The 26,895-nt window shown below is 48.6% G+C and carries 28 protein-coding genes, 1 tRNA gene and 2 riboswitches; of the genes, 20 read left to right on the top strand and 9 right to left on the bottom strand.

Annotated elements, in window-relative coordinates; all coding sequences use genetic code 11:
- The first annotated feature begins 21 nt into the window (after nt 1-21).
- The 3 genes from mutT to DCCM_RS10605 all read left to right on the top strand — a co-directional run bounded on the left by mutT (nt 22) and on the right by DCCM_RS10605 (nt 1,736).
- Nucleotides 22-423: an 8-oxo-dGTP diphosphatase MutT gene (gene mutT, locus DCCM_RS10615; protein WP_307718813.1), complete on the top strand. Its 402-nt coding sequence runs from the start codon at nt 22-24 to the stop codon at nt 421-423.
- Entirely contained in the window at nt 416-730 is a 315-nt protein-coding gene (locus tag DCCM_RS10610) for a hypothetical protein (protein ID WP_104372373.1), read from the top strand. The genes mutT and DCCM_RS10610 overlap by 8 nt, the downstream gene beginning before the upstream one ends.
- Nucleotides 731-790: 60 nt before the next feature.
- Nucleotides 791-952, top strand: a riboswitch (cyclic di-AMP (ydaO/yuaA leader).
- A gap of 4 nt (nt 953-956) precedes the next feature.
- Entirely contained in the window at nt 957-1,736 is a 780-nt protein-coding gene (locus DCCM_RS10605; RefSeq protein WP_231702742.1) for a LysM peptidoglycan-binding domain-containing protein, read from the top strand.
- Nucleotides 1,737-1,910: 174 nt separating this feature from the next.
- Here the strand turns inward: DCCM_RS10605 and DCCM_RS10600 are convergent, their stop codons facing one another.
- The 5 genes from DCCM_RS10600 to DCCM_RS10580 form a co-directional block, all read right to left on the bottom strand.
- Nucleotides 1,911-2,174 carry a hypothetical protein gene (locus DCCM_RS10600; RefSeq protein WP_104372371.1) on the bottom strand — a complete coding sequence of 88 codons (264 nt, stop codon included), beginning with the start codon at nt 2,172-2,174 and terminating at the stop codon, nt 1,911-1,913.
- Between the two features lie 80 nt (nt 2,175-2,254).
- Nucleotides 2,255-3,004, bottom strand: coding sequence for a gamma-glutamylcyclotransferase family protein (locus tag DCCM_RS10595; protein ID WP_104372370.1), 750 nt, complete (start codon nt 3,002-3,004; stop codon nt 2,255-2,257).
- A gap of 106 nt (nt 3,005-3,110) precedes the next feature.
- Nucleotides 3,111-5,081, bottom strand: a complete 1,971-nt coding sequence (locus DCCM_RS10590; RefSeq protein ID WP_104372369.1) for a glycoside hydrolase family 15 protein — start codon at nt 5,079-5,081, stop codon at nt 3,111-3,113.
- A gap of 144 nt (nt 5,082-5,225) precedes the next feature.
- Complete coding sequence (locus DCCM_RS10585) at nt 5,226-7,055, bottom strand: NADH-dependent [FeFe] hydrogenase, group A6 (protein ID WP_104372368.1); 1,830 nt, start codon at nt 7,053-7,055, stop codon at nt 5,226-5,228.
- A gap of 131 nt (nt 7,056-7,186) precedes the next feature.
- Nucleotides 7,187-7,510, bottom strand: a complete 324-nt coding sequence (locus tag DCCM_RS10580; protein WP_231702741.1) for a TFIIB-type zinc ribbon-containing protein — start codon at nt 7,508-7,510, stop codon at nt 7,187-7,189.
- 369 nt (nt 7,511-7,879) lie between these two features.
- Between DCCM_RS10580 and DCCM_RS10575 the strand changes: the two genes are divergently transcribed.
- From DCCM_RS10575 to DCCM_RS10555, 5 genes are all read left to right on the top strand, one after another.
- On the top strand, nt 7,880-9,373 hold the full coding sequence (locus tag DCCM_RS10575; protein ID WP_128739133.1) for a flagellar assembly protein A: 1,494 nt from the start codon (nt 7,880-7,882) through the stop codon (nt 9,371-9,373).
- An 83-nt stretch (nt 9,374-9,456) separates the two neighbouring features.
- Nucleotides 9,457-9,579: a DUF2148 domain-containing protein gene (locus DCCM_RS10570; RefSeq protein WP_104372366.1), complete on the top strand. Its 123-nt coding sequence runs from the start codon at nt 9,457-9,459 to the stop codon at nt 9,577-9,579.
- Between the two features lie 56 nt (nt 9,580-9,635).
- The gene (locus DCCM_RS10565; protein WP_104372365.1) at nt 9,636-12,266 is read left to right on the top strand and encodes a phosphodiester glycosidase family protein; all 2,631 of its coding nucleotides are present in this window, start codon (nt 9,636-9,638) and stop codon (nt 12,264-12,266) included.
- Nucleotides 12,267-12,351: 85 nt separating this feature from the next.
- Complete coding sequence (fni, locus tag DCCM_RS10560) at nt 12,352-13,416, top strand: type 2 isopentenyl-diphosphate Delta-isomerase (RefSeq protein WP_231702740.1); 1,065 nt, start codon at nt 12,352-12,354, stop codon at nt 13,414-13,416.
- A 2-nt stretch (nt 13,417-13,418) separates the two neighbouring features.
- The gene (locus tag DCCM_RS10555) at nt 13,419-14,075 is read left to right on the top strand and encodes a DNA-3-methyladenine glycosylase family protein (protein WP_231702739.1); all 657 of its coding nucleotides are present in this window, start codon (nt 13,419-13,421) and stop codon (nt 14,073-14,075) included.
- Between the two features lie 404 nt (nt 14,076-14,479).
- On the opposite strand, the gene DCCM_RS19270 is transcribed toward DCCM_RS10555, so the two are convergent.
- On the bottom strand, nt 14,480-14,614 hold the full coding sequence (locus DCCM_RS19270; RefSeq protein ID WP_231702743.1) for a hypothetical protein: 135 nt from the start codon (nt 14,612-14,614) through the stop codon (nt 14,480-14,482).
- Nucleotides 14,615-15,440: 826 nt separating this feature from the next.
- Here DCCM_RS19270 and DCCM_RS10545 point away from each other — a divergent pair.
- The 4 genes from DCCM_RS10545 (at nt 15,441) to DCCM_RS19010 (ending at nt 19,007) form a co-directional block, all read left to right on the top strand.
- Nucleotides 15,441-16,295: a sce7726 family protein gene (locus DCCM_RS10545; RefSeq protein WP_174705154.1), complete on the top strand. Its 855-nt coding sequence runs from the start codon at nt 15,441-15,443 to the stop codon at nt 16,293-16,295.
- A 4-nt stretch (nt 16,296-16,299) separates the two neighbouring features.
- Nucleotides 16,300-17,256 (top strand): sce7725 family protein, encoded by a 957-nt coding sequence (locus tag DCCM_RS10540; protein WP_104372362.1) that lies wholly within the window; start codon nt 16,300-16,302, stop codon nt 17,254-17,256.
- A gap of 1 nt (nt 17,257) precedes the next feature.
- Complete coding sequence (locus DCCM_RS10535; RefSeq protein ID WP_104372361.1) at nt 17,258-18,337, top strand: RES family NAD+ phosphorylase; 1,080 nt, start codon at nt 17,258-17,260, stop codon at nt 18,335-18,337.
- A 379-nt stretch (nt 18,338-18,716) separates the two neighbouring features.
- Complete coding sequence (locus tag DCCM_RS19010; RefSeq protein ID WP_104372360.1) at nt 18,717-19,007, top strand: hypothetical protein; 291 nt, start codon at nt 18,717-18,719, stop codon at nt 19,005-19,007.
- Between the two features lie 220 nt (nt 19,008-19,227).
- On the opposite strand, the gene DCCM_RS10525 is transcribed toward DCCM_RS19010, so the two are convergent.
- Nucleotides 19,228-19,303 (bottom strand) — tRNA-Ala (locus DCCM_RS10525).
- A gap of 174 nt (nt 19,304-19,477) precedes the next feature.
- Nucleotides 19,478-19,586: riboswitch (TPP riboswitch) on the top strand.
- 55 nt (nt 19,587-19,641) lie between these two features.
- Between DCCM_RS10525 and DCCM_RS10520 the strand changes: the two genes are divergently transcribed.
- The 5 genes from DCCM_RS10520 to DCCM_RS10500 all read left to right on the top strand — a co-directional run bounded on the left by DCCM_RS10520 (nt 19,642) and on the right by DCCM_RS10500 (nt 23,297).
- Nucleotides 19,642-20,304 (top strand): thiamine diphosphokinase, encoded by a 663-nt coding sequence (locus tag DCCM_RS10520; protein ID WP_104372359.1) that lies wholly within the window; start codon nt 19,642-19,644, stop codon nt 20,302-20,304.
- Entirely contained in the window at nt 20,295-20,591 is a 297-nt protein-coding gene (locus DCCM_RS10515) for a thiamine-binding protein (protein WP_104372358.1), read from the top strand. Before DCCM_RS10520 ends, DCCM_RS10515 begins: the two co-directional genes overlap by 10 nt.
- On the top strand, nt 20,581-21,351 hold the full coding sequence (locus DCCM_RS10510; protein ID WP_104372357.1) for an ABC transporter permease: 771 nt from the start codon (nt 20,581-20,583) through the stop codon (nt 21,349-21,351). The genes DCCM_RS10515 and DCCM_RS10510 overlap by 11 nt, the downstream gene beginning before the upstream one ends.
- Nucleotides 21,344-22,324, top strand: a complete 981-nt coding sequence (locus tag DCCM_RS10505) for an ABC transporter substrate-binding protein (protein WP_104372356.1) — start codon at nt 21,344-21,346, stop codon at nt 22,322-22,324. The genes DCCM_RS10510 and DCCM_RS10505 overlap by 8 nt, the downstream gene beginning before the upstream one ends.
- Before the next feature lie 223 nt (nt 22,325-22,547).
- Nucleotides 22,548-23,297 carry an ABC transporter ATP-binding protein gene (locus tag DCCM_RS10500; RefSeq protein WP_104372391.1) on the top strand — a complete coding sequence of 250 codons (750 nt, stop codon included), beginning with the start codon at nt 22,548-22,550 and terminating at the stop codon, nt 23,295-23,297.
- Nucleotides 23,298-23,301: 4 nt separating this feature from the next.
- Here the strand turns inward: DCCM_RS10500 and DCCM_RS18600 are convergent, their stop codons facing one another.
- Together DCCM_RS18600 and DCCM_RS10495 are read right to left on the bottom strand one after the other, a co-directional pair.
- Nucleotides 23,302-23,448 (bottom strand): hypothetical protein, encoded by a 147-nt coding sequence (locus DCCM_RS18600; RefSeq protein WP_165792108.1) that lies wholly within the window; start codon nt 23,446-23,448, stop codon nt 23,302-23,304.
- 39 nt (nt 23,449-23,487) lie between these two features.
- Entirely contained in the window at nt 23,488-24,957 is a 1,470-nt protein-coding gene (locus DCCM_RS10495; RefSeq protein WP_231702738.1) for an amino acid permease, read from the bottom strand.
- 267 nt (nt 24,958-25,224) lie between these two features.
- Here DCCM_RS10495 and DCCM_RS10490 point away from each other — a divergent pair, with 267 nt between their 5' ends.
- From DCCM_RS10490 to DCCM_RS10480, 3 genes are all read left to right on the top strand, one after another.
- The gene (locus DCCM_RS10490; protein ID WP_231702737.1) at nt 25,225-25,836 is read left to right on the top strand and encodes an EcsC family protein; all 612 of its coding nucleotides are present in this window, start codon (nt 25,225-25,227) and stop codon (nt 25,834-25,836) included.
- Between the two features lie 242 nt (nt 25,837-26,078).
- A complete protein-coding gene (locus tag DCCM_RS10485; RefSeq protein ID WP_104372355.1) occupies nt 26,079-26,354 on the top strand; it encodes a hypothetical protein in 276 nt (91 codons plus the stop codon).
- Nucleotides 26,342-26,797 carry a type II toxin-antitoxin system VapC family toxin gene (locus DCCM_RS10480; RefSeq protein ID WP_104372354.1) on the top strand — a complete coding sequence of 152 codons (456 nt, stop codon included), beginning with the start codon at nt 26,342-26,344 and terminating at the stop codon, nt 26,795-26,797. Before DCCM_RS10485 ends, DCCM_RS10480 begins: the two co-directional genes overlap by 13 nt.
- The last annotated feature ends 98 nt before the right edge of the window (nt 26,798-26,895 follow it).

Below are 26,895 nucleotides of genomic sequence, written 5' to 3'. Positions count from 1 at the left end.
GCGTATAATTTGGAGGAAGAAGTGCTGTATACAGCTGTAACCGCGGCCCTGATTCTGGACAATGACAGGGTATTGCTGGCTCAAAGAAAAAGTGGCGCGCAACAATCTTTAAAATGGGAATTTCCCGGAGGGAAGCTGGAGGCCGGTGAAACTCCCGAGGAATGCCTGGCAAGGGAGATTAAGGAAGAACTTGATATTGATATTCAGGTGAAGGAAATTTTTACCGCGGTTGCCCACAGTTATGGTGATAGAAACATACTGCTGCTTGCCTACCTGTGCCGGAGGACGGGGGGTACCCCCTCTCCCAGGGATTGTAATGATTTTCAATGGGTTTCCCTAAACAGTTTGTTAAAATATGACCTGGCGGAGGCGGACCTGCCCATTGCCATAAAATTAATGGGGGAGAGATGTCATCATGCGTAAGGAAAGACCTTCTTTTGATAATTTCAAGCAATGCTTTAAAGACATTATTAATGAGTATTCACCGGGAATAGAAGTGCCGGACAGCACCAAATGGACTGAAATAGCCGACGGGGAGACCAGGAATAAGATACTCCGAAGGATGAAGGAAAGAATGGAAGTGGAGTATGGGGTGGAGCTGGTTATAGCGCCGGAAATTTACAATCTGGACACTTCCCTGGAGGGACTTTTGGCCAGGCTGCACCACGTTTTTTCCACGGTTTACCTCATGGAAAGGATAAATGACAAAATAAGGGCCAGGCAGCATTGAGTTACCATGTTTTACAGCTTGGTTAACAACCGGCAGGCTTGTATAATTATAGGCGGACAACCATTAATCAGGCCGAATCCCTTAAATACAGGGTACGGGGGAATAAATACAAGCGGGGTGAATCCGCGGCCTTTAAAGTTGAGGTGAATTATAAGGGGCCGTGGTAGGGTGACTCCCATCCGAATCCATCAACTAACCCCGGAGGCAGTACGGGAGGGCTGACAACTTGAAAGCGACGAAGAAGATGCTTACCTTACTGTGCCTGGCGGTTTTTATTATGCTACCCGGTGCGGCCAATGCCGTTAGCCATGTTGTAGAGCCGGGGGAAACCCTTTATACCATCGGACAAAAATATGGAGTGACCTACCAGAGGATAAAAGAGTCTAACGGATTGAAGAGCGACAGCATATATCCCGGGCAGCGGCTGAACATTGAAAATGGATTAAAATACACGGTAGTACCCGGAGACAGCCTGTACAATATCTCCAAAAAATTCGGCGTTACCGTAAATAAGCTGATGCAGGATAACGGCCTGAAAAATTCCTACATATATCCCGGACAGGTGCTGGCAATAGGCACCGGCGGTACGGCACAGGCCCAGTCTTCTCCCAGCAGAAGCGGCTATGCCGGCAATTCCACGTCCAGATCCGAATTCGACCTGCTGGCCAGGATAATTTCAGCGGAAGCGGATTCAGAGTCGTACGAAACAAAAGTTGCGGTGGGCGCCGTGATCCTGAACAGAACCAGGAGCGGACTGTTTCCGGATACTATACCAGGGGTTGTATACCAGGTTGACAACGGCGGCAAATATCAATTTGAGCCGGTTTTGAACGGATGGATTAATCAGCCTGCCTCCCAGTCGGCCATGAATGCGGCCCGGGACGCCTTAAACGGCTGGGACCCCACAAACGGTGCGCTATATTTCTTTGAGTCCTGGGTTCCCAACAATTTTCTTCAATCAAGACCTTTGAGCAAGGTAATGGATAGCTTTACCTTCACCTATTAATGAATAAACGAAGGGCCGTCACCCTTATATTGGGGACGGCCCTGATTTTATTTTTTATGGGTTGAAAAAAAACTTAATATATAAGTTAATAAGTTAAGAGCCTGACCCCGGGTTGAATAAAAACCTGCCAGGAAGGCAAGGGCTCCTGCCAGTGCAAGAAAGGCCAGATACATTTTAATGGTTATCATAACTGTTGTCCGGGGACATATTCTCCTCCGCGTGGTTAATCATTTCCGCAACCAGCCTCAGGGTGGCCACGGTGTTGGCGGCAAGCACCTCATAAAGTAAAAGGGGCAGAACATCCTGAATGTTGGCGCTTATTTCCTCTGAAGCCACTTTTTTTTGTATGGCGTCGCCGGCTTTATTCAGGCAGAGGTTCACCAGGGTTTGAATTTCATCCTGGCGCTCTTTAACAAATAAATCAACGTCAATTTTCAAATAATCACTTCCTGTCGGTATTATGTACTTTTATGCAGCTATTCCATACCTTTTGGGAAATAACCTGCCACCCTTTAAAATTAAGCTCCGGAAGCTGCCTTTGAATCGTTTGCCACCGGTATTGAGCCCACAAGCCGCAGATATTTTTGGGGAAGTCCGAAAAAGTGCCCGCCGGATATTATCTTATCAAGGTATTTTTTTGAAGGCAAGGCTATTTCTGCGGGAAAGGACTGATAGCATTCGGCGCAAAAAAGCCCGAAGGAGGTTTTTACAGGCACCCGTACCCTTCTGCAGTAGGGTGTTACTTCCACATTGTCCAGGGCGCTCCAGTGCTCCGGCTTAACGTGATATAAAGCCCCCCATACGGTGCTGTTTTCGCAGCGCCTGAAGCTTGCCTGCCCCCCGCCCCATTCGGCTGAATACCGGTCGAAGGCCAATCTGAAACCGTCCAGGGCTGCCCGGCAAAGGTAATGGCTGCCCGGGCAGCGTTTTAAGTACATTTGTTCCGGGTCCAGGTCGCAGCCGTATGCGAAATACAGCAGCCCCGAAGCGGAGAGTTCCCATAAATGTTCCGCCACCAGGGCGTCCGCGCCGGGAGGGTCATTAAGATTTGTATGGAACCTCCTAATCTCCAGAGGTTTTGTCCGGTCGTTCTCAAAGGTCACTACTCTGTCTTCGGCTACAAGGCTTAAAATTACGGGCTCCAGCATATCCCGGGTATATCCTGATCTTTTGGCGATGGTATCGAAATCAAGGGCATTGTCGGCGTCCCTGATCACTCCCAGTATCAGTGTTTTATCATCCGGAAGTTTAATATCTTTAAAATTCATATAATCTCCCCCACAAAAAAACTAATTCCAAAACATATATTTCCTTCCACCTTTGTCCGGGAGCCGTCTCCTTTGCCGGTCAAAATTGGGGCGGTATTTGGAAGGTTTAGTTTATCCCTTTGAGTTTGCCTTTGTAAGCCAGGCAGGCCAGAACGTACATGGCGTGAGACCAGTTCAGCGGTAGCACCCAGGCCGGCCCGCCGGTGTTTTTATCCGCCTGCTCCGGCAAAAGCCCTGTTTGTGAGGAGTTTCTTTCCGCCCACCTGATTAATTCTTCGGCTTTTTTTCTTTCCCCCTTGAGGGACATATATATTGAAAGCCAGAGGGTGCATAAAACCCAGGGGTTGCCGCCTGCGTACCCATCCCACTGGTAGCGGTGGAGTCCTCCTGCCTGATGATTTCCCAGGTGCTCCGTTATTTTTTCCACTGTGGCCGACATGCGCGGGTCGCCGGGCGGAAGAACGCCGAAGGGATAGCACAGGCCCAGCAGGGCGCTGTCAATCCTGTTGTCCCTGGGGACCATATAGCAAATATTGGGTATCCCCGGCATTTTTATTTCGCTGGCCTGCAGTCCTTGCTCCCTGGCGTACTGATATTCCTCCAGGCAGACCTTTCTGTTGATCGCCCTGGTGAAAGTGCCCAGTTCCTCAGACCACTGGTGCTTTAAAATACCCTGTTTAACTTTTTTTGCCGCGGCATCCCATTTGCCGGCCAGTTCCGCTTCATTTTTTACCCCGGCCAGGGCGGCGGCCTTGTTCAGGCCTCCCCAAACAGCCGCGGCGGCGTATGCGTTCTGGCTGAACTCATCCTCCCACAAATCCATGCCGGGTATGGGGAGGCCGTTATCTGGCGACAGGTTTGCCGCCAGATAATCAGCCCCGGCCACCAGGGAAGTCCAGATTTGATCCAAAAAGCCCCTGTCGCCGGTAAGCAGGTAATGGTGGTGGTATCCCCAGAGCACGGCTCCCGCCTGATCTATTTGCCGGCCCCAGGTGGGCGCCCAGTCGCCATTGAGAAAATATCTCTGGTTCCAGCTGCCGTCGGGGTTTTGCACCCGGGAGGCAAAACGGTAGAATTGGCCCGCCTCATGGTGAAAACCCGCCTCGTCAAGGGCGGCGGCCACGAACATGCCGTCCCTGGGCCAGCAGTAGCCGTAACCGCCGGAAGCCGTATAATTGGAATCGAATTCCGGCGCGGCCAGGGAACCTCCGTTTTCTTTGTCCGACATGAGTTTTATGGCCAGCAGCGACCTGTTATAAAGAGCAAAGGGCTGCGTTTCCGGGCCGGCGACCCGGGGGGAGGAGGCCAGCCAGCCGTTCCAATAGCTTTTTGTTTCATCATAGTGGCTGGAGTAATCCCCGGCGGCAATTCCGGACAAGGTGGAGTTCAGTGAATAGTCGTCGTGAGCCGCTGCCAGATAGAGGGTCACCCTTTCTTCGGATTCCGGATTTAAGGTGTCTATATTCCAGCCCAGGGCGCCGGAACTGCTTTTAATATTATCCATGCCTCCCCAGAATTCTCCCCTGGAGGCCGTCTCAAAGGGGTCTGACGGGGCGTTTTTTCTTCCGCAGTGAAATCCAAAGGGTTTTTTCCCCTCAAGGGTCAGTCCCAGGTATACGTTTCTCCTGAACTGAATTAGAAATCCCTTATCCGGCTCCACGTACATTCCGTCCTGTATTTCCGACTCGTTAATTGTGAAGGAGCAATACACTATAAATTTAAAATCTCTCCGGTGATTAAACAAATTTTTAATTTTATACGATCTGAGCAAAATATCCCGGTGTGGCAATACCAGATCAGTCAGCTCAATTTTAATGCCGTTTTCATGATTGCTCATAGCTGTTACCAGTATGTTGGTGCCGTCAACATACTGCTGACTGTATTCCCAGCCTGCGCTATCCAGCCACAGGGTGGGCTGAGGCGGTTCCTGAAGGCCGACCTTTAAAACACCCATATGCTGTCCCCAATCAATATTGGGCCAAAAGAGCCTGTTCAGTTCACCATTTGATTTTATGACGGCCAGCATATTGCTGTTGCCTGCGATTCCTCCGGGCATGACGGGGTAACGGTTATCCATGAGACATTCCTTTCAATAAATGTTGTTGGAGAATATTATACTCCTATCCGGTTTGAATGGGTTATATTATAGAACCCATATTATTATATAATTAAATATTACTCGCAAAAAACAGGCTTGAATAAGCCTGTTCCCCGGCAAAATTTAATGGAGCCATTTTCCCCGGGCCCTGCCCCGGGGAGTATAACCGGTGTGCAGCAGTTCCTTGGCTTTGGGGCTCAGCGGGTGTCCCAGATACTCCTTATAAAGCTGGATAACTGCCGGATTTTCGTGAGACTTCCTCAGTTTTTTGTTAAGGTCGATTTGATACAGGGATTTAGCCCTTATTTTCGCCTGTTCCCGGTTGGCATTCTCCGGCTTTTTCTTTTCCGGAATGGGCTGTCCTCCACCGCCCACGCAACCGCCCGGGCAGGCCATTATTTCAATAAAGTGGTATTGGTCTCCACCCTTTATCTTTTCCAATAGCCTCCTGGCGTTCCTGGTCCCGTGGGCCACCGCCAGTTTTAGCTGCTTGCCTTTAATGTCCACAGTGGCTTCTTTAATGCCCCTTAATCCCCGCACCTCTTTAAATTCCAGTCTGCCGCCCGGCTCATCGGAGCCTGTAAGGGCAAGGGCCGTCCGGATAACCGCCTCGGTAACACCCCCGGTTGCCGCGAAAATGGCGCCGGCCCCGGTGGCAAAGCCCAGCGGCCGGTCAAAATCCTCATCAGGCAGTTCATCAAATCTTATCCCGGCGGAGCGTATCATCCTGGCTAACTCCCTTGTGGTCAGAACGTAATCCACATCCCGGCCTCCGGGTGTGATCATTTCCGGCCGGGCAGCCTCAAATTTTTTGGCGGTGCAGGGCATGACAGCCACCACCACCATTTCCTGGGGATTTATTTTTATTTTTTCGGAAAGATAGTTTTTAATCAGGGCTCCGAACATTTCCATGGGAGATTTGCAGGTGCTGAGGTTTTCAATGAATTCCGGGTAAAAGTGTTCGCAGTATTTTACCCAGCCGGGGCTGCAGGAGGAAATAAGGGGCAGTTTGCCGCCCTTTTCCATTCTTTCCAGCAGTTCGTGGGCTTCCTCCACGATGGTAAGATCCGCTGCGAATTCCGTGGAAAAAACCTGGTCGAAGCCAAGCCTGCGCAGGGCGGCGGCTATCTTGCCGGTTACCCTGGAGCCGGGAGGAAGACCGAAGGCTTCCCCAAGGGTTACCTGTATGGCTGGAGCGGTTTGTACCACCACATATTTTCCGGGATCTTCTATGGCCCTCCAGACATCATCAATATATTCCCGTTCAGAAAGCGAACCGGTGGGGCAGTTCATAACACACTGCCCGCAGCTGATACAGTCCACCTTTCCCAGATCCTTCATAAAGGCCGGTGCTATTACAGTTTCAAAACCCCTGTTTTTGGCGGAATAAACGTTCACACCCTGCACTTCCCGGCATACGGCCTCGCAGCGGCGGCATTTCACGCATTTATTATAGTCCCGCACTATAAACGGGTTTTTGTTCTGCAAGGGATATCTCTTTCGCTCTCCGGAGACCCTTATTTTTCGTATGCCCATTTCGTCGGCCAGCTTCTGCAGTTCGCAGTTAAGGTTGCGGGCACAGGTCAGGCATTGCATGTCGTGGTCCGACAGCATCAACTCCACCACCCGCTTCCGGGCCCGCCTGGCCCTGGGGGAATCGGTGTATACCTTGAGTCCCTCGCTGACCGGGTAAACGCAGGAAGCCTGGAGGCTTCTTCTTCCACCGGCCTCCACTTCCACCAGGCATACCCTGCAGGTGCCAGCCTGATTTATATCCTTTATGTAGCAGAGGCTGGGTATTTTAATGCCTGCCGCCCTGGCCGCCTCAAGTATATTGGAGTCTTTTTCAGCCGTTACTTCCCGGTCATTGATATACAGCCTGACTGTTTCTTTCCGGCCCGCAAGAAATTCAGGGGCCGGAGAGGTTCCGGGATTAAGAGCTGTTGTGGTCATAGTCGTTACCTCCGTTAAAACTGCAATTAGGAGAATGTTGTAAAAGTATATGATCTATTCTTTTTCCCGGGCCTAAATTTATACCAAAAAAAGACCGCCTGCTTTGAGGCGGTCTTTTCCAAAAAACTGTTTTACAATTTAGTTAACTCATCCCTGGTTATAAAGCTTTTTGTTCCACACACGGGGCACTGGTAGGATCCGTAATTTTTTATGGATTTTGTCACAGTGCCGCAATTGGGGCATTTATAGGATATTACCTCCAGAAAAGAGCCGCTGACCAGGAGTCCCACGGCGAAAAGCCCCGCCACCGTTCCGCTGACCACGTGCGGCAGGCCTGCCGCAATTCCCGCGCCGGCGGTGATAAAAATAAGTGCCGCAAATCCTATGAGCCTTACCAGAACCAGCATTAATTCAAGGCCAGGGTTTTTTATTTCTCCGGAATGATACGAGTACAAGCGTCTTACCTCCTCCCGTATGTCTATATTGCTACTATTTATTCGTTAGATGTGCGATAATTCCTGCCGAAAGTGTAATTATTAATTTAATCGGCCGGATTAATAACGGAACAGGCGAGAGGCGAAAGTTATAGCGGGCCTGTGAAAAAAGACCTATTTACATAGTAAGGTTTTTCTAATAAAATGTGGAAAATGTCGAAAGGCAGTCCTTCCTTTCATGTGTTAGGGGAGGTTTTTTTGTGTTAGAGAAATTACGGCTGTAAAAATTGAAGGAAAGAAGTATATACGCAGAGAAATATTATGCGTTATGCATAATTTAGCCGTTTCTTATAAATTTTTGCTATACAGGCAGGAAAGGTGCTGAAATATATGGCTTCTGGCGAGGGGATAAACAGCATTAAGGTTGTAATATCCAGGGACAAGCTCACCGCATGGATTTCCGCCTCCGATGAGGAAGCGAAATATGAGAAGGAAACGCTTATTAATGAGCTGAAAAAAGCGGGGGTAGTTTTTGGTGTTTTAAGTGATGAAATCGATAATTTTATTGCTGTACCCTCCAAGGAACAGGTGGTTGTCGCCAGGGGTGTGCCCCCTACACCGGGGGTTGATGAAACGGTTGAACTTTTCTTCGCTTCCGAAATGACCCATGATAATGTAGATGAAATGGATACCGTGGATTTCAGGGAAACCAGCAAAATAGTTTCCATGGACGAGGGAACGCTGCTTGCCAGGAAGCTGCCCGGCACCCTGGGTTCGGACGGGCTGGGAGTCACAGGGGAAATATTGCCGCCGCCCAAGCCGAGAAGCGCCCAGCTTACGGCGGGTAAGGGCGCGGAGTTGTCTGAAAACGGAGTGGAGGTTTATTCCACAATTAGCGGTAGACCCTGGGTAAAAGTCGCGGGAACCGGCCGCACGGTGGGCTGCGATTCCGTACATGTCCAGAGCGGTGATGTGGATATTAAGACCGGCAACCTCAGGTTCAAGGGCGATATCAAAATAACCGGCAATATCCAGGAGGCCATGGAGGTGCAAGCCGCAGGAAATATTGAGGTTATGGGGTTTGTAACCAGGGCCACGGTAATTTGCGGGGGCAAAATGGTTATCCGGGGCAATGTGATAGGAAGTAAATTAAGGGCCGGTATAATATTTCCCGGAGCCAAAAAGATAAGTTTTGTTCTGTCGGATATATACGCGGAGCTTGTTAACCTGGCCAAGGCCATTGAGCAGCTTAAAAAAATGCAGAATGTCGATGTGGGAAAGCTGGATTTTGGCAGGCTGCTGCTGGGTTTAATGGACAGCAGGTTTAAAAATTTGCGCCCGCTATTAAAAAATATCAATAACCTGGTGGATAATCAAAGCGAGGATATTCCGGAGGAAATATCCGAAGCAGTGGAATCTTTGAAATGTTTAAGCGGTTTAAGCTGTGCCACCGTTGAAAATTTCAGCAAGGCTATCAGAGCCGTTTATGGCGCCCTGGAATTTTTATCCGAGGGCAGAGAACAAATGAGCAGCAGTATTTTTGTCCGGGCGGCCATGACTTCGGCCATTCAGTCGGCCGGGAATGTCAATGTAACCGGGCAGGGCTGCCTTAACACCACCATAAACGCCGGTGGAAACGTGACCATAAAAGGGTCTTTCAAAGGCGGGGAAATACTATGCGAGGGCAACGCCGAAATACAGGAATTGGGGAGCGAACTGGGCATACCGCCCGTGGTGAGAGTTGGCGAACGCAGTTATATTAAAGTTGAAAAGGCTTTGCCCGGTTCAGTGGTGCAGGTGGGTAAAAGCAGGATAACCATCACCAGGGAAATGGGCTCCTTTAAAGCCAAGCAAAATAAGGACGGCCAGATGGAACTTTTTTAACATGAAAAACGACATTAGTATTAAGTGGATATAAAAGCACAATTACCCTTAAAAAATAATTTAAGAATGCCGGCAACAGGATAATGTACAGGGCCGGTGTGGCGGCAAAAATGCTGGGAATGATAGAAGGGCCCATAGTTGTGGGAGTGCCGATTTCAGCACATTCAAAAAACATTTATTTTGACCGGCAGGAAAAAAATAAATAGACATTTTAGGGCCGCCGTAGGAATACGGCGGCTTATGACAGAATGGGGGAGAAGAATTGCTTAAAATAATTTTTAACAGTGTTGGAAAAAGCGTTTTATGGACGGTTGTTTTTTTATGTTTATGGGCCGCCCCTGCCTTTGCCCTGCCCACCTCACAAATGGTGGATTCCTTTACGGTGACCTCGGGGGTGGAAATGCAGACTCACAGATCCAGTTCTGGGGGAGGTTCGGTTACTGTTTACGTTTTAAAAATAGATTTGTCCAATCCCTACGTGAAGTTAGATACCATTGTTGGCAGTAATGGGACCCTTGAAAAAAATCAGGGGGTAACCGACATGGCTGTAAGGTCAAGGTCGGTGGCCGCGGTTAACGGGGATTTCTTCCAGATTGGCGGTGACGGGAGACCCATAGGTCTTACATACAGCGATAATAAAATAATAACCTCCCCGGCCATGAGGTCGGACATGTACGGTTTTGCCATAACCAACGGTAAAAAGCCGGTGATTGATGTTTTCAGCTTTTCCGGCAAGGTTACCGCGCCCGGAGGAAACTCTTTCCCCCTGGCGGGTATAAACAAACCGCCTTACCTCATTTCCGGCGGCGCTTCCTCCGACACCAACACCCTGCAAATGTACACTCCCGCGTGGGGTCACGGCAGTCGGGGGGGCAGCGGCCTTGCGGATGTGGTGGAAATGGTGGTGTCCGGAAATGTGGTAAAGGAAATAAGAAAAGGCCTGGTGGCCACCACCATACCCGGGGACGGCTATGTGCTCCGGGGGCAGGGGCCGGCGGCGTCCTTTTTACAAAATAATTTCCACCCGGGCGATCAGGTGGGGGTGGAATACTCGGTGGGGCCCGTTGACGATATATATTCCGCGGTGGGCGGACAGGCGGTGCTCATAAAGGACGGCAGCATTCCCAACAGCTTCACCCAGGAAATCAAGGGGCGGGTGGCCAGGACCGCGGCGGGCTATAGCACCGACGGAAAAACCCTTTACCTGGCCTGCGCCGAAAGAAGCAGTAAAAGTCAGGGCATGACCCAGTGGGAAATGGCATACTTCCTTTTATCCCTGGGGGTAAACCGGGCCGTCAACCTTGACGGCGGCGGGTCCACCACCATGGTGGCCAGGCGTTTCGGGGAGGAGAGCCCGGTGCTGATTAACGTTCCGGAAAAAGGGAGCGTGCGCAGTATTCCGACTGCCATAGGGATTTACAGCACGGCTCCTCCAGGTGACTTTGCCGGATTGCTGCTAAAAAGTCCGGCAAAAGTGCTGGTGGGGGTTCCGGTTAATTTTAGCGCCAAGGCCTACGACCAGTATTTCAACCCCTACAGGCTCGCCCCGGGGGATGTGGTGTGGACTCTAAAAACAGGGGAAGGCCAGGTTAACGGCGGGGAAATAACCTTTGAAACCGGCGGGCCGGTTACCGTGGCCGCTAAAAAGGGAGACTATGAAAAGGCGCTGTCCATAGATGTATTTGATGAAAATGACATAGCCAAGCTGGTGGTGGAACCCGGGTCCATAAAAACAACCCCCGGTGCCGTGGTTCAAATCAAGGTAAGCGCCCTGTGCAAGGACGGAACGGTATTTGATCTAAAACCGGGGCAGTTTAATATCGCGGCCGGGGATGGAACCGGAACCGTGGCCGGGGACAGGTTTACAGCTTCCGCCACACCGGCGGCCGGGGAATTGTCGGTCAGTTTCAGGAGCCTTACAATTCCGGTTCCGGTTGTGGTGGCGGAGAAGGAACAGGTGGTGGGGCGTGTTCAAAAGGGAGCGCCGCTGTCTTTAAAACTGGGTAATTATTTCAGCATAGATATAAAAGACGGTTCCCTGCCCGACGGTTCAATGGTAACGGTTGAGCCTTTAGAGCAATTGCCCGGGGAAATACCGGAGGGTTACGAAAAAATATATGGCGTTAAATTTTCCACGGACGGCGGTTTGACGGAACTTTCGGAACCGGCGGAGATAAGCTGGTACACCGATGCCGCAAGCCCGTCATTATTCCAGTGGAGGGACGGCAATTGGCAGGCTATAACGGCCGCTGAAACTGGACAGCGGACTGTCGGCGCGGCTATCCCGGCCATGGAACCGCTCCTGCTTGCCGCTCAGCCGGACAAATCATTTTCGGATATGAAAGGCCACTGGGCGGCCAATGATGTGTCATTGCTGGCAGCTAAGGGTATTGTGTCAGGTTTTCCGGGAAATGTTTATCTGCCCCAGGAAAAGGTCACCAGGGTCCAGTTTGTAACCATGCTGGCAAAGGCCATGGGCTGGCAGCCCGTGGAAGGTGACAGCGTATTTTCGGATAATGACATTATTCCATTATGGGCCAGGGGCTACCTGTCCGCGGCGGTGCAGAAGGGCGTGGTTTCAGGCTACAAGGACGGAAGCTTTATGCCTTCGAAAACAGTGACCCGCTCGGAGATGGCCTCAATGATCAGCAGGGCGCTGGAGCTGCCCCAGGCCGGCACGGATGTTATAAACAGCTTTAAGGACAGGAATAAGATTGACAATTGGGCGGTGGATCCGGTGGCAAGGTCTGTTGCCGCGGGCTTGTTCAGGGGGGACAATAAAAACATGTTCAATCCCGCAGGCTTTGCCACCAGGGCGGAAAGCGCCGCTATCATAGCCAGGTCACTGGAATACAGCTTATACAAAGATCAGATAATACCGCCCAATAATTAAACGGCTGTTATTTTAATTCCCAATGCCGGGGGAGGTTTTGGGGAACGTCTTCCGGCATTATTTTATTAAGACAGGAGAATGGCTATTGGGCAGGCAGAAACGAAAGCTGGAGCACCTGAAACTGGCGCTGGAGCTGTCCGACGGAGTCTATCCCTCGGGATTTTCGGATATTTTTCCGGTGCATATGTCCGCCCCGGAGCTGAATTATTCCGATGTGGATACATCCTGCCTCTACATGGGTAAAAGGCTGGCGGCCCCTCTGATGATCAACGCCATAACGGGAGGCCATCCGGAAACGGCCTGGATAAACAGGGAGCTTGCCGCCGCCGCGGGACAGGCAGGTATTGCCATGGCCGTGGGCTCGCAAAAGGCGGCCTTAAACGATTATTCCGTAAGGGAGACCTTTTCTGTGGCCAGGGAGGTTAATTCTGACGGGCTTCTGCTGGCCAACCTCGGGGCTTGCTGCACCCCCGGGGAAGCTTTATCCGCTGTGGAGATGATTGCCGCCGACGGATTACAACTGCACCTGAATGTGCCCCAGGAAATTATCATGCCGGAAGGGGACAGGAATTTTAAGGGAGTACTGGCGAATATATCGACCATTATTAATACTGTTTCCGTGCCGGTTATTGTCAAGGAAGTGGGGTTCGGCATGTCCAGGGAGACGGTGCTGGCCCTTCATGCCGCGGGGGTAAGAAACATAGACGTGGGAGGCAGGGGGGGCACGGATTTTGTCGCCATAGAGCTTTCCAGGACCAATAAAAAGTGTTTTGACATGGAAGGCTGGGGTATACCCACTGCCGTAAGCCTGCTGGAAGGATTGAGTCTCGGACTGGAAATTGATTTTGTCGCCTCCGGAGGGCTGCGCAGCAGCTTGGACATGGCCAGGGCTCTGGCGGCCGGGGCCGCCATGACCGCCATGGCCGGACCCTTCCTGAAGTCCCTGGTGGAGGGCGGTGCGGGTGAGCTGGAGAAAAGCATCCGGTATTTAATACAGGGCCTGAGGAAAATAATGCTGCTTACCGGCTCAGCCAATATCCGGGAATTGTCCCGGAAACCCATTGTGATTACCGGCCCCACGGCGGAATGGCTGGAAAGAAGAGGCGTGAGCATAAACAGCTACGCCAGAAGGAGCCATACGGAGGTTTGAAATTGCTTAATGGAAATATAGTAAAAATAGACTGCAAATCTCCTGAATGGTCCGGGCTAAAAGGTGCGGATTGGAAACTGGGAGAGCTGCTGGACCTGCTGGGGGATTATACCCTAAACCTGAAAACCGATTATTTCGGGTCCCTGGTGAGGTCCATCCTGGGCCAGCAGCTTTCCGTCAAGGCCGCCGCCACCATATGGAACAGAACTGTGGCCCTGTGCGGCAAAATTTCCCCGGAAACCGTATTATCGCTGGATGCGGAAAGGTTAAGGGAAGCAGGCCTGTCAAAATCTAAAATTTCGTACATAAAAGACCTGGCCCAAAAAGTTTTGGACGGGGAAATATTGTTCCAGGAGATAACCGGCCTGCCGGACCAGCAGGTTATAGAGAATTTGACCAGGGTCAAGGGTATCGGAAGGTGGACGGCGGAAATGTTCCTTATTTTTTCCCTGGGCAGGCCGGACGTGTTTTCCCCGGACGATTTCGGATTGCGCAGGGGGATAAAGTGGCTGTACGGGCTTGATGATTTACCCGGCAAAGTGGAAGTGAGGGAAATGGCGGAGAACTGGAAGCCTTTCCGCACGGCGGCGTCACTTTACATCTGGGAGGCAATCAACAGGGGACTGGTGGACGGCGGGTATAAAATATCAGCCCGATAAGGCTTTTGCATGGCAAATTAGGTAATAAAAGATGTCGGAAATATCTAGGCAAAAGCATCTTTTCAGCCATCATTATCTTCATGCAATGCTTATCTGCTATGCCGGATGAATGGCAATCAAAGATAACTTCATCACAGGAATGGATAAGCCAATCCGCATAATGCATAAACAATTATCCTGAGCTCCAGTTAAATGCGGTCGGCTCCTTTTCGGGGGAAGGCAAAATAAACGGTTTGTTGATGAATACATTAAAAACACGCATTCCTCCTTTTAAGGTGTTCTTCTGATAATCGCCGATAATTTCTTTTCTAAGTTATGAAATAATATAATGAAATACACCACTTGAAAAAATAATATCGAACTTCGTTTCAAATCTGAAATCCAAAATATTCGCTTCGGATACATTAACATTGACATTCTGCAAATTCCCAAGACGTATAGTTTTTCGATGCTGGAGTCCGCAATATCAAAAGCGTGACAGAATTCTTACCTTCCCCACAGCCAACATCCAACAATCTTAGCGGCCTAACAGGAGGCATTGCTTCCAAAACACGATAACAAATTTTTGATGGTTTAAGTCCCCAATAGTATTCGTCTTTCTTATATTCATCTTCATAAATCGAAATTTTTTTTATTATAAACATACGATAAGTAAATTAATATCGGTATCAAGAGCAAAAATTAAATTAGACAGCAATGAAATATTGGGGCATGATTGCCCTGTAAGCCATTTCGATACAGCCTGAGAGGATATATTTAGTTTTTAAGTCAGATCTTCCTGGGTGTACTTTTCTGCTTTCGAAATTTAGCAATATTTTGTGTCAAAAAAGTATTCATAGCATGCTCCTCCTTGGCTTAATGATAATGGAATTGTTCTATATATCAATAACTTATAAATAGGGATAAATCATAGATTCAACTGATGGCGGAAATAACATTCATAACAAAAGCTGTCGCATCAAATCTGATGCGACAGCTTTCGGCAAACTGGTGCGAGTACTCTTATAGCATTTATTCAAAAAACCAGTAAAATCAATGGTCGATGGTAATCATAAGGCATTATTTACACTTAAATTCAAAATGAAGCCACTAAATAGCAGTTGTACCATGATAAATGGCATTCATTCAAAATATGTATTAAAATGTCAGTTCGTCTTAGATTTAGTTGGAAACAATGTATATCACCAAATTTCAAAGGATATTTTAGGAGAAACCGCTCGTTTATCTTTCTTATAAGTCTTACATAGATACGCTGGGAATCACAGAAAATACGCAAAAAGGATACGGCAGAGGCTACCGAAATACCACAAGGTATGGTATGATAAAAATGAGTAATTATATCCAATTGAAGGGAGGGAGCAAGATTTGATTTCTAATAATGTAATTCTAAATCGGCTCTTTACCCAAAATGTTTTTTTTGACATGCTATATGATAGCAATAATATTACATATAACACGGTTATTCAACGGTATGTGGACGATCTGGAAGCTAAGGATAACGGTGAACTTATAAGTGAGATATATGAATTTATATCTAAATCGTATCGAAATGAGTATTTTTATCAGAACACTTTACTTAACAAATTGCTATTGGGAAAGCATAGTATAAAAACCACAACAGCCTTAACACAAATACCGATAAATAAATCCAAAGCAGATTTCATACTCATTAATGGTAAGGCAGTTGTGTATGAAATCAAGACTGAGTTGGACTCCCTAGACCGTCTTGACACTCAGTTGAGAGACTACTATAAGGCATTTAATCATGTATGTGTCGTTACATCCGGAAGCCATTATGAGCGTGTTCTGAGTACTCTTAAAGATACGCCTGTAGGGATTTACGTGCTGACTAGGCAAAATACTATAAGCTCGTCTATGAAGAAAGAGCCTGTTGCAGATAATTCAAGTTTAGATTATACGGTTATTTTTAAGGTTTTACATAAACAAGAACATAAAAATATTCTAATGCGATATTATGGCAAATTGCCCGTTACTTCACAGGTGTTCTATTATAACGAGTGCCTAAAGTTGTTTTCTCAAATTCCGATTCTCGATGCATATAATATGACATTAAGGGAATTGAAAAAGAGAAATAAGATATTAGTTGGTGAATTTCAGAAAGTTCCATATGAATTGAAATCGTTGATATATTTTTCCCATCCGTCAAAGGCAGATTGGAAAGCGCTTAGCTGCTTTTTAAGTAAAAAATATGGAGGGTGAAGCTATGTACTTCCCGTATGTTCGTGGTCGGCAATACGAATTACTGGCGCTGCGTGAATTAGCGGTTAACAATCTTTTAGGTGATCATATTATTCCGATTGTTGAACCGGTAAAGCTTTCCCCTACTTTGGTCAATGCAACGGCAGAGTATATCAAGGTGCAGCACCCTATTGCCATTATAAGAAATCCTGCTGTCGGAACATTCTTAAAAGATTGGAAAGACGTTAAGGACGATACGAAAGAAGCCGGATACAAGCAGAAATTCTTAAACCAATATGCCGATCCGTTGGTAATTAAATCTGTAATCATGCAGCGGAACGCAAAATCCTTACTTGACCATTGGGACAAGCAAGGTGTGGATAAATCTGAGTTACTGGTAATTAACATTGATCGAGGGTTTTTAGACTTGTATGAACACGCCTTTGGTGCGGTCGTTCCTAAATATGTTTTGATACTTGATGAAAGTGTGTTTAGACGCAAAGTACGGCATCATAAGGTTTTACTGGACGATAAGTTTGAAAAGCAAGATCGGAATGCGGATTATCAGGAAATAACTGATGAGTTCTTTTCTGATGACCATCTTTATTATAAGGATGATGGTTTCGTTGGATTTTCAGATTATTCGGTGGTGGGAAACGAATATCTTGAAGCGGGATTTGCACCGTATGCTGTTGCAATACACATTGTTTACTTTACACTGGATAAGATGCTTCGCGTGAAACACTTTGTGTCTGATTCTAACGAAGATATAACAAACCCTGCCTTGAAGTATTATGAGGCAGTGTCAAAGTTAGCCGTTTGGTATAATTTGAAACCGCATCCAGTTGAAATGACATTGGGATTACAGACTTTTTTGCAGCACTATAAACAACAAACATATCCTGGGCTCGGAACAGTCAAGAAATTGTCTTTAATGCACCATCTTGAATTAATGGCTAAATACTTGAACGAGGTTAGTTGATATGTTTTGTTGTACCAACTGCTTTGCTGATTTCGAGGTGAAGGCCATAATTGGCGGCTATAATTTCACAGGAAGTTGCGATTTTTGTGGAAAGTACAATGTTCATGTATACGAGATTGGCAGAAACCAAATCCTATCTGAGCTTTTTGATGGGCTTTTGGACATCTATACCCCCGCAGCCAGCTTACCTGACAATTTTCCCAAAGACCGTACGGATTTGTTGAAGAACATACTATACTATAACTGGAATATTTTCGCTGTGAAACCTAATTGTATTTATAAATTGATAACTGCCATCTGCGCTGAGAGATATAAAGAACAGCCCGGATTATTTGATAGCCCTATCGGAATCTTACAATGCCACGACCACGATTATTTGGAGACTAATGCCATTCTTAAAAACCATTGCTGGAGCGATTTTGTTGAAGCAATAAAGCACAAGAACAGATTTCATAGCGACTACATTAATACGGATGTACTCTACACTTTTCTAAGGTGTGCAAGAAAATCATATAAAGCAGGAAAGGTGTTCTATCGGGCAAGAATAAGTCCGACGGATAAAGGCTATCCACGGAAAGAAATGAGCGCCCCACCAGATGCGAAGGCAAAAGCCGGGCGAGTTAACCCAGAAGGAATTAGTATTCTATATCTTGCTAATTCAAAAGATACTACCTTTTATGAAATAAGGGCAGGAGTGTATGACTATGTTACAGTCGGCAAGTTTAGACTTCAAAAAGATATTGAGGTTATAAATTTTGCTGAAGTTGATAAAATTAGCCCATTTATTGGCATTGATTATGGTTTTGATTTCACACAGTATGCAACGAACATTGAGCATCTAAAAATGATTGGGCAGGAAATAGCTAAACCACTCCGCAACGATAACACACTTGATTATTTGCCGACGCAATATATAAGCGACTATCTCAAGAGTAAGGGCTATGACGGTATTGAGTATATAAGTACTATGTGTGAAAATGGCATCAATTTGGCCGTTTTTGATCAAAGTTTGTTTAAATGTATTGATACCGCTGTATACGACGTGAAGTCCATTTCTTGCTCTTATGATAAGATTAAATAGTTCTTTAAAAGGAAAGACATCCACTAAAGTGGTTAAGTGATGGTGGTGAACTTGATTACAGGGTTTTCAACCGAAAGAACTGCGGAATACATAATCTTACATGATTTGTATGAGAAAATAAAAGACCAATGCTCTTTCTTCTACCCCTTTTTCTATCAAAGAAATAGAGATGATACCAATCTTTCCGTAAAAAAAGAAATAGAAGGATTACATCTTATAATTTGCTTTGCAAGGAGGCCGAAAACTAACGTTCCTTATTCAAGCTATTCTGTGGTCATATTCAGGCAGTCAATTTTTGAACATGTTAATTATTTTTCAGCTTTAGGTATTCCGTCTATTGTTGGAGCGCCAATTGGAACAGGTATAGAAGAAATTGGATTTGGCTCAAAATGTCTTTGGTTTCAACTGCGCCCAAGAAAAAGAAGCAGATTATGTCGCTTATGAATTCTTTGATGGTATAATTGCTTCAAATCAAATAGATGATATAAGTATATTAGATAATTGCCGTCTTAAGGAGGTACTTAAGACAACACATCAGTATAAGTGGAATGAAATACTTACCATAGCTCGTGAATGGTATTTCTATTTCAAGACCACTCGACCAACTGGATTGTTTTATACTATTCCTGGGCAAAAGCCTGTTTTTATAGTATACAAAATAGATAATTAAACATTTACATCAGATTGTAGTTCGTGCTTCCAAAACCAGATATATCAAATGGTTTATCTCATGGCTAATTGAGATACTTATTGTAATCCTTTTGACTTGAAGAATAAGTCGTTTGCATCTTGAACACGAGTGTTCTTATAGCATTTGCGCACTGAAAAAAAACAGCAGTATCACAAGGCATAGAAAGAACCAGAGCAGTCAAATTCGACTGCTCTGGTAGTGGTGGAGATGATGGGACTCGAACCCACGGCCTTCTGAATGCGAACCAGACGCTCTCCCAGCTGAGCTACACCCCCGCAATATAAAATTTTTATATTGGCCCTATTGATCCTCAACGGCAAAATATACTCTACCACAAAATCAAAGGTTTATCAAGCTATAAATTTGCCTGCGGCCGGCTTTTTACTGCTTTGAGCAACTTTTTTGGGAAAAAGTAAAAATAATTGGTGTAATAATCATGCTAATGAATTAAAATACTTATGGGGAGCTCATGTTATGGGCTGAGAAAGGGCTGTCAAGCACCTGACCCGTGAACCTGATCGGGGTAATGCCCGCGTAGGAAAGGTTTGATGCTTGTACGGCACACCTCGCCTATGGGGTGTGCCTTTTAATTTGTACGAATTGAGGGAGTCATATGCGTTGTGTCATACTGAGCGGCGGGTCCGCCGGTGGGCTGGACTGGCTGGCGGGTGTCATCAGACGTGGTGACCGGGTAATCTGCGTGGACCGGGGAGCGGACTACGCTGCCAAATTGGGATTGCTCCCGGATTTGATAATCGGCGACATGGACTCCCTGGACAGCCAAACCCTGCTGGATTTTTCCCGTCGCGGCGCGGAGATTAAAACCTTTCCCGCCGAAAAGGACGAAACGGACACCACCCTGGCCCTGGCCGAGGCGCTGGCGGGCCAGCCGGACGAGGTGGTAATACTGGGCGCTCTGGGCACCAGGTTCGACCACTCACTGGCTAACGTTCATCTGCTGCGATTGGCCGGAGACAAAGGGGTGCCGGCCAAAATAATCAATCAATTCAACGAAATAAGCCTGGTTACGCCGGGTGAGCCGGCAATATTGAAAGGCCTGCCCGGAGAGACTTTTTCCCTGCTGCCGCTGACGGCGGAGGTGACCGGTGTTAACGTTACCGGCGCCCGGTGGCCGCTCCGGGACGCCGTGTTCAGCATAGGCAACCCTTACGGGATAAGTAATGAGGTAGCTGCGGACAGGGTGGAAATATCCATCACTTCCGGACTTCTTTTGCTGATAAAAATAAACGAGAGGGGTGAAATGAATTGCCGGTGATAAACGTCAGCTTTCAGGTACTGCCCCAGGTGCCGGACGGAGATACTTACGCCGTCGTGGACCGGGCAATTGAAGTGGTGCGGAATTCAGGGGTCAGGCACGAAGTCGGCCCCATGGAAACAACCATGGAGGGTGAACTGGATCAATTGCTGGAGATAGTCAAAGAGGCCCAGCAGGCCTGCATAGACGCCGGGGCAAAGCGGGTCATGACCATTGTGAAAATTGACTATGCCCCCGGGGGTGTGACCATGGAGGAAAAGGTGGGTAAATACAGGAATGTCCCGTAATAAAAACGCGGCGGCCCCCGTGTTATTCATACTGGCCGGCATAGCCGTCTGGCAGGGGGCGGTTACCTTTTCAGGAATCCAGCCCTGGCTGCTTCCGTCGCCGCTAAAGGTAATGGCAACCCTGTGGGAAATGCTGCCCCTTTTGGCCAAACATTCCGGGAGCACCTTGCTGGCGGCGGTTTCCGGCCTGCTGGCGGCGGTGCTGCTGGCCCTGTGCCTGGCTGCGGTAATGGATCTGTCCCCCTGGTTCAAACAGGGATTATACCCGTTACTGGTGCTTTCCCAAACCGTGCCCATCATATCCGTTGCCCCGCTGTTTTTAATCTGGTTCGGGCTGGGTTTGTTCCCTAAAATTGTGGTTGTGGCACTGGTTTGTTTCTTTCCGGTGGCGGTCAGCACGGTGGCGGGCATGGAAAGCGCCGACCCGGCCATGGTGAATTTGCTGAAGGTGATGGGCTCCAGCCGCTGGCAGATAATCAGGCTGGTTCGATTGCCCGCCGCCCTGCCGTCTTTTTTTGCGGGCCTGAAAATAGCCGGGACCTATGCCGTAATGGGAGCCGTAATAGGAGAATGGCTGGGGGCCAGCAGCGGGCTGGGGGTTTACATGACCAGGGCCTCCCACTCCTACCAGCTGGATCGGGTTTTCGCGGCTATTTTCGTAATTTCTCTGGTCAGTTTGCTGCTTTTTTTGCTTATAACTTTATTGGCCAGGCTGGCCATGCCCTGGTATTACAAAGAAAGGAATAATGATAATGTTTAAAAAAATTTTTTTAGCCGTAATGCTTGCAGCCCTGATAATGTCGGCGGGGTGTTCCGGGGGCGGCGAAAGCAAACAGCCGCAGGATGTGACGGTGATGCTGGACTGGGTGCCGAACACCAACCATACCGGCCTTTATGCCGCCCTGGACAAAGGCTGGTACAGGGAAGAGGGATTGAACGTAAAAATAGTGGAGCCCACCGAGGGGGGCACCACCCAGCTGGTGGCAACCGGAAAGGCGCAGTTTGGGGTAAGCTACCAGGAGGACGTGACCCAGGCCAGGGCCAGCGACGTTCCGGTGGTTTCCATCGCGGCGGTGATTCAGCACAATACCTCGGGTTTCGCCTCCCAAAAGTCGGCGGGCATTGAAAGGCCCGGGGACATGGAGGGGAAAAGGTATGGCGGCTGGGGTTCCCCCACCGAGGAGGCGGTGCTTAAAGCAGTGGTGGAAAAGGACGGAGGGGACTTTTCCAAGGTAAAAATATTTAACATCGGAACCTCGGATTTCTTTACCGCCATCGGGCGGGATGTTGATTTTGCCTGGATTTATTACGGCTGGACCGGCATCGAGGCTGAACAGAGGGGCATGGAGCTGAACTATCTGGAACTGCGTAAGCTCGATCCCGCGCTGGATTATTATACCCCGGTGCTTATTGCCGGGGAAAAACTGGTGCAGGAAAATCCGGAGCTGGTTAAAAAGTTCATGCGGGCCACGGCCAGGGGCTACCGGTTTGCCGGGGAAAACCCCGACGAGGCCGCCGGGATACTGCTGAAACATGCCCCCGAGCTTGACCGCAAGCTGGTGCTGGCCAGTCAGAAATATTTAAGCCCGCGTTACCGGGACGATGCCGCGCGCTGGGGAGAGCAGAAAACAGAGGTCTGGGAGAATTACGCCCGCTGGATGAATGAGCGCGGATTGCTGCAGAAAATGATAGAGGTGGACAAAGCCTTTACCAACGAATTTCTGCCCCGCTAGGAGAGTGTTGAAAAACACATTGAAAAAACAATAAACATGTTGATAAACTACCGCCCGAGGCCGTTCAAAAGGCTCCAGGTGCAAGGCGCGGCAAGGTCTCAAGCGGAGCGCTCTTATGGTACGCTCCAGCCTTGAGGGCGCAGCCGCAACGCGGCGGAGGGACTTTTTCAACGGCCTCCCGGAATTCCGCCTATATATTTTTAACCCCCGATGGGAGTGCAACATGGCTATACTAGAGCTGGTTAACCTGACTAAATACTATGAAGTGAATGGAAACAGGCTGCCCGTGCTGGACGGAATCTCGGCATCCCTGGGAGAAGGAGAGTTTGTCGGTTTGATCGGGCCCAGCGGCTGCGGCAAAAGCACGCTGTTTAACATCATCTGCGGCTTGGTGAAGCCCGATGGGGGAACGCTGCTTTTAGACGGGCGGGAAGGGGGCAGCCCCCGGGATGTGGTATCTTATATGCCCCAAAAGGATCTTTTGTTTCCCTGGCGCTCGGTGCTGGATAATGTTGTCCTGGCCCGGGAGGTAGCCGGGGAAAACAGGGAGGCGGCCAAAAGGGAAGCCCGTAGCCTGATGCCTCTATTTGGCCTGGAGGGCTTTGAAAACAGTTTCCCGGCCCAGCTATCCGGGGGCATGCGTCAGCGCGCGGCAATGATGCGCACGGCCCTGGCCCGGCGGCCGGTCTGGCTGCTGGACGAGCCCTTCGGGGCGCTGGACGCCATTACCAGGAAAAGGATGCAGCGCTGGATACTGGAGGTCTGGGAAAGGTTTAAACAAACGGTTTTTCTGGTCACCCACGATATCGAGGAGGCGCTGTTCCTGTCGGACCGGGTGTATGTGCTTACCCCCCGGCCGGCCCGGGTGGCGCTGCATCTGGAGGTTGGGCTTTCCAGGCCGCGCAGCGCCGGGACAATGACGGAACCGGAGTTTTTAAAGCTTAAAAAAAGATTGATGGAGGTGCTGGAATAATATATTAAGGTTCCTTTTTGTCCGGTGCGATGCTGTTGAACACAGACATTCCGCCCAGGGTTACCCAGGTTAGCCCCAATCCCAGGCCAACGGGAATGGCCCACCAGGTTGAGCCGGTGCGTTTCCGGGGTAGGCCGCCTTTACCTGTCATGTTTAATTTATCACCACCGTGTTCTTTAATAATGATTCATCATTTACCCCTTGGGCTGCGGTACAACTTTCGGGCCTGTACGGGAATGTGACCGCCCCGGTACCCCATACCTGAAGGATTCCCCGTTCTACTGTTGCGGTATCCGTAAGTCAGGTATACAATCAGGCCTATGGCAATCCAAACCACAAACCGGACCCAGGTTAACGGGGGCAGGTTCAGGGCCAGGTATGCGGTTAATACTATTGTCAGCACTGGGATTAGCGGCATCAGGGGCAGACGGAAGGGCCGCTGCAATCCGGGATTGGTGCGGCGCAGGATCATGGCGCCCAGGGAAACCACGATGAATGCGCTCAATGTGCCGATATTGGCCATTTCCGCCACCAGGCCGATGGGCAGAAAGGCTCCGATTAATGCAACAATGGCACCGATTATGACGCTGTCCCATACTGGCGTTCTCAGGCGCGGATGCAGCCAGTCAAAAATGGGAGGAAGCAAATCGTCCCTGGCCATGGCAAAAAATATCCTGCTCTGGCCGTACATGGACACCAGCAGCACGCTGGTCAGCCCGGTTAAAGCACCCACGGAGACCACTGCCGAGGCCCAGGGGATGCCTGCCCTGAGCAGTGCCGTGGCCACAGGGGAAGCCGTATTCAATTCGGTATATTTAACCATTCCCGTTAATATCGCTGCCACAACCACGTAAAGAATCGTAGAAACAGCCAGGGTCCAGATAATCCCCCGGGGCAAGTCTCTTTGTGGATTTTTAACCTCCTCGGCGGCTGTGGCCACGGCGTCAAAGCCAATATAGGCGAAAAATACAATGGCGGCGCCATGGATTACCCCTGCCATACCATAAGGCAATACCGGCTGCCAGTTGGCGGGATCAATATGCCTTGCGCCCAGGGCAATAAACAAACCGATGGCCGCTAGTTTGCCCGCCACAATAATTTTGTTGGCAGTGGCGCTATGCTGGGTGCCGGTTACAATTAATGCGGTAATCAGTAAAACTATCAGTGCGGCCGGAACATTCATAATGCCGCCGTCAAGGGGAGAAGAGGTATAGGCGGCGGGCAGGGTTATCCCCAGTGATTTCAGCAAATCTCCCAAATAGGAACTCCAGCCAATGGAAACGGCCCCGGCAGCCACCATGTACTCCAGGATAAGATTCCAGCCCACCAGCCAGGCAACAATTTCCCCCAGGGAAACGTATGCAAAGGTGTAAGCGCTGCCGGCGGACGGGATGGCCGCCGCCAGTTCCGCATAGACCAGTGCCGCCAGGCCGGCTGTGATACCTGAGAGTATGAAGGAAAATATTACTCCCGGGCCGGCGTAATTGGCCGCGGCCACGCCGGTAAGCACAAAAATGCCGGTGCCGATCACAGCACCGACACCCAGGGCGGTTAAATCCAGAACCCCCAGGGTGGGCACAAGTCCGCTCTTGTTTTCCTTTTCAGGGTCCAATACCGCTTCCACAGGCTTTTTACGCAGTATACCCAAGGTTTTAATCACTTCTTATCATTATCATATCCTTTATATTTTATAAAAAAGGGATGCCGTCTGTTCCTACCTATTTTTTACGGGTGGTTTTTTTTTATTCCCAATTTCCCCGGAGGAAGACAGATATTGCCATGTATTGTGTACGGTTTTCAGTGGAACCCGTTTCTGATAATATAGCTGTAATAAGCTGTTTTTTTGCTGGAACAGGGTTTTGGCAAACCGCAGTTGGCTGCTGGAAATGCCCGTTAAATAAAAATAATACCGTTAGGAGAAAATTCTTTGTTTTACATCAACCCTTTTGATTATGTAAACAAAAATGATGTGAGAAAACGCGTTCTAAAAATAAAGAAAAAAAACCAGGAATTAAACAACCGCCAGCTTTGCGAAATGGTAATAAAAAACAAATCCCGCTGGTGTGCGGCCAGCGGGGCGGTGACAGCCCTGCCCGGAGCCTTTCCGGGGCTGGGAACGGTGGTGGCGGTATTAGGGGGAACAGCCCTGGATATAACCGCCCTCAGTTATTTTATGTCCGAAATGATACTGGAGATGTCCGCCATATACGGCCGGGACCTGAATATCCCGGCGGCTTCCCGGGAGGCCCTGTGGGTATTTGTCTCAGCGGTGAGTTCCGATCTGGCCGGGAAGGGACTGGCCAGGGCGGCGGCAGCCCGGATGGGCAGGCAGGCCGTTCTCAAATTGCTCCAGGAACTGCTGCTGTCCCTGGGCATCAGGGTAAGTCAGCGTTCCCTGCTGAAAATCATACCTGTGCTGGGAACTGTTATTTCCTCGGCGGTCAATTATTACATCTGCAAAAAAATAGGCGCCATAGCCGCCGATTATTATGAAAAGAGCAGTTTCAGCGAATGGCAGGGAACAACCATCGATATATAGCGCCCGGCGTCTGATTAGATCTGCTATTCACAAAACATTTAGCTTCCTCCAGCGGGATTTTGACGGCTCGGGAAGGAACCACGGAAGCCAGCAATAACCGGTATTCCAACATATAGTTAATTAAGTGGGAACCGCTATCAATTTTCCTGCTCCTCCGTGTTATCCAACCTCATTATTCTTTCTGGATTTCCACTATGATATAATTTTAATCAAGTTATGGGAATTGTTGGGAGGTTGTTTTCATGAAGGTTCCGAAAGTCAAGGGTAAGAATATCACAGGTGCGGGTTCCGGTGACAGTTACTCCGTAGTCCTTGTCCCTAATGAAATGCTGAACTACATCAAAGAGAAACTTGGCAATGAGGTACTTTGGGTATACGATGATGATTCTAATGAACTATTTCTTGTTAAAAGACCGGAGTCGTACACAGACGCACTGACCGGCTTGGGAGAAGATATGTGGAAAAATGCTGGCGGAGTGGACTATCTCAAGCGGGAGAGGGACGAGTGGGACGACTGATTGAACGAGTAAAGAAATATAAAAATATAGCCATTGATACAAATTCCTTCATATACCTGATGGAAAAACATCCACGATATCTCGTGGCAGCAAGAGAACTATTCCAACAGATTGAGTTAGGACGCCTTTCCGCCCTTACATCAATGCTGGTTGTTACGGAACTGCTAACAAAACCCCTGAGAGACCGGAATAAGACACTTGCCAACATGTATTTGGCTTTTTTGAGTACCTTCCCCAATCTGCAGCTGAAAAACATTAGCTATAGTATTTCTCTAAAAGCCGCTAAAATCAGAGCTAAGCATGGACTTAAAACGCCTGACGCCATTTTTTTGGCTACAGCCATCGTGGAAAGAGCAGAAGTATTTATCACCAATGATTTCAGGTTAAAAAAGATCGAAGACATTGAAATTATTTTATTAGATGAATTTGTAGACCAAATCTAGCACTAGGAGAGTGTTGAAAAACACATTGAAAAAGCAATAACCGTGTTGATAAACTACCGCCCGAGGCCGTTCAAAAAGCTCCAGATGCAAGGCGTGGC

The organism is Desulfocucumis palustris (genome assembly GCF_002933875.1).
Lineage (GTDB): Bacteria > Bacillota > Desulfotomaculia > Desulfotomaculales > Desulfocucumaceae > Desulfocucumis > Desulfocucumis palustris.
This window is presented reverse-complemented; position numbering and strand designations above follow the sequence as displayed.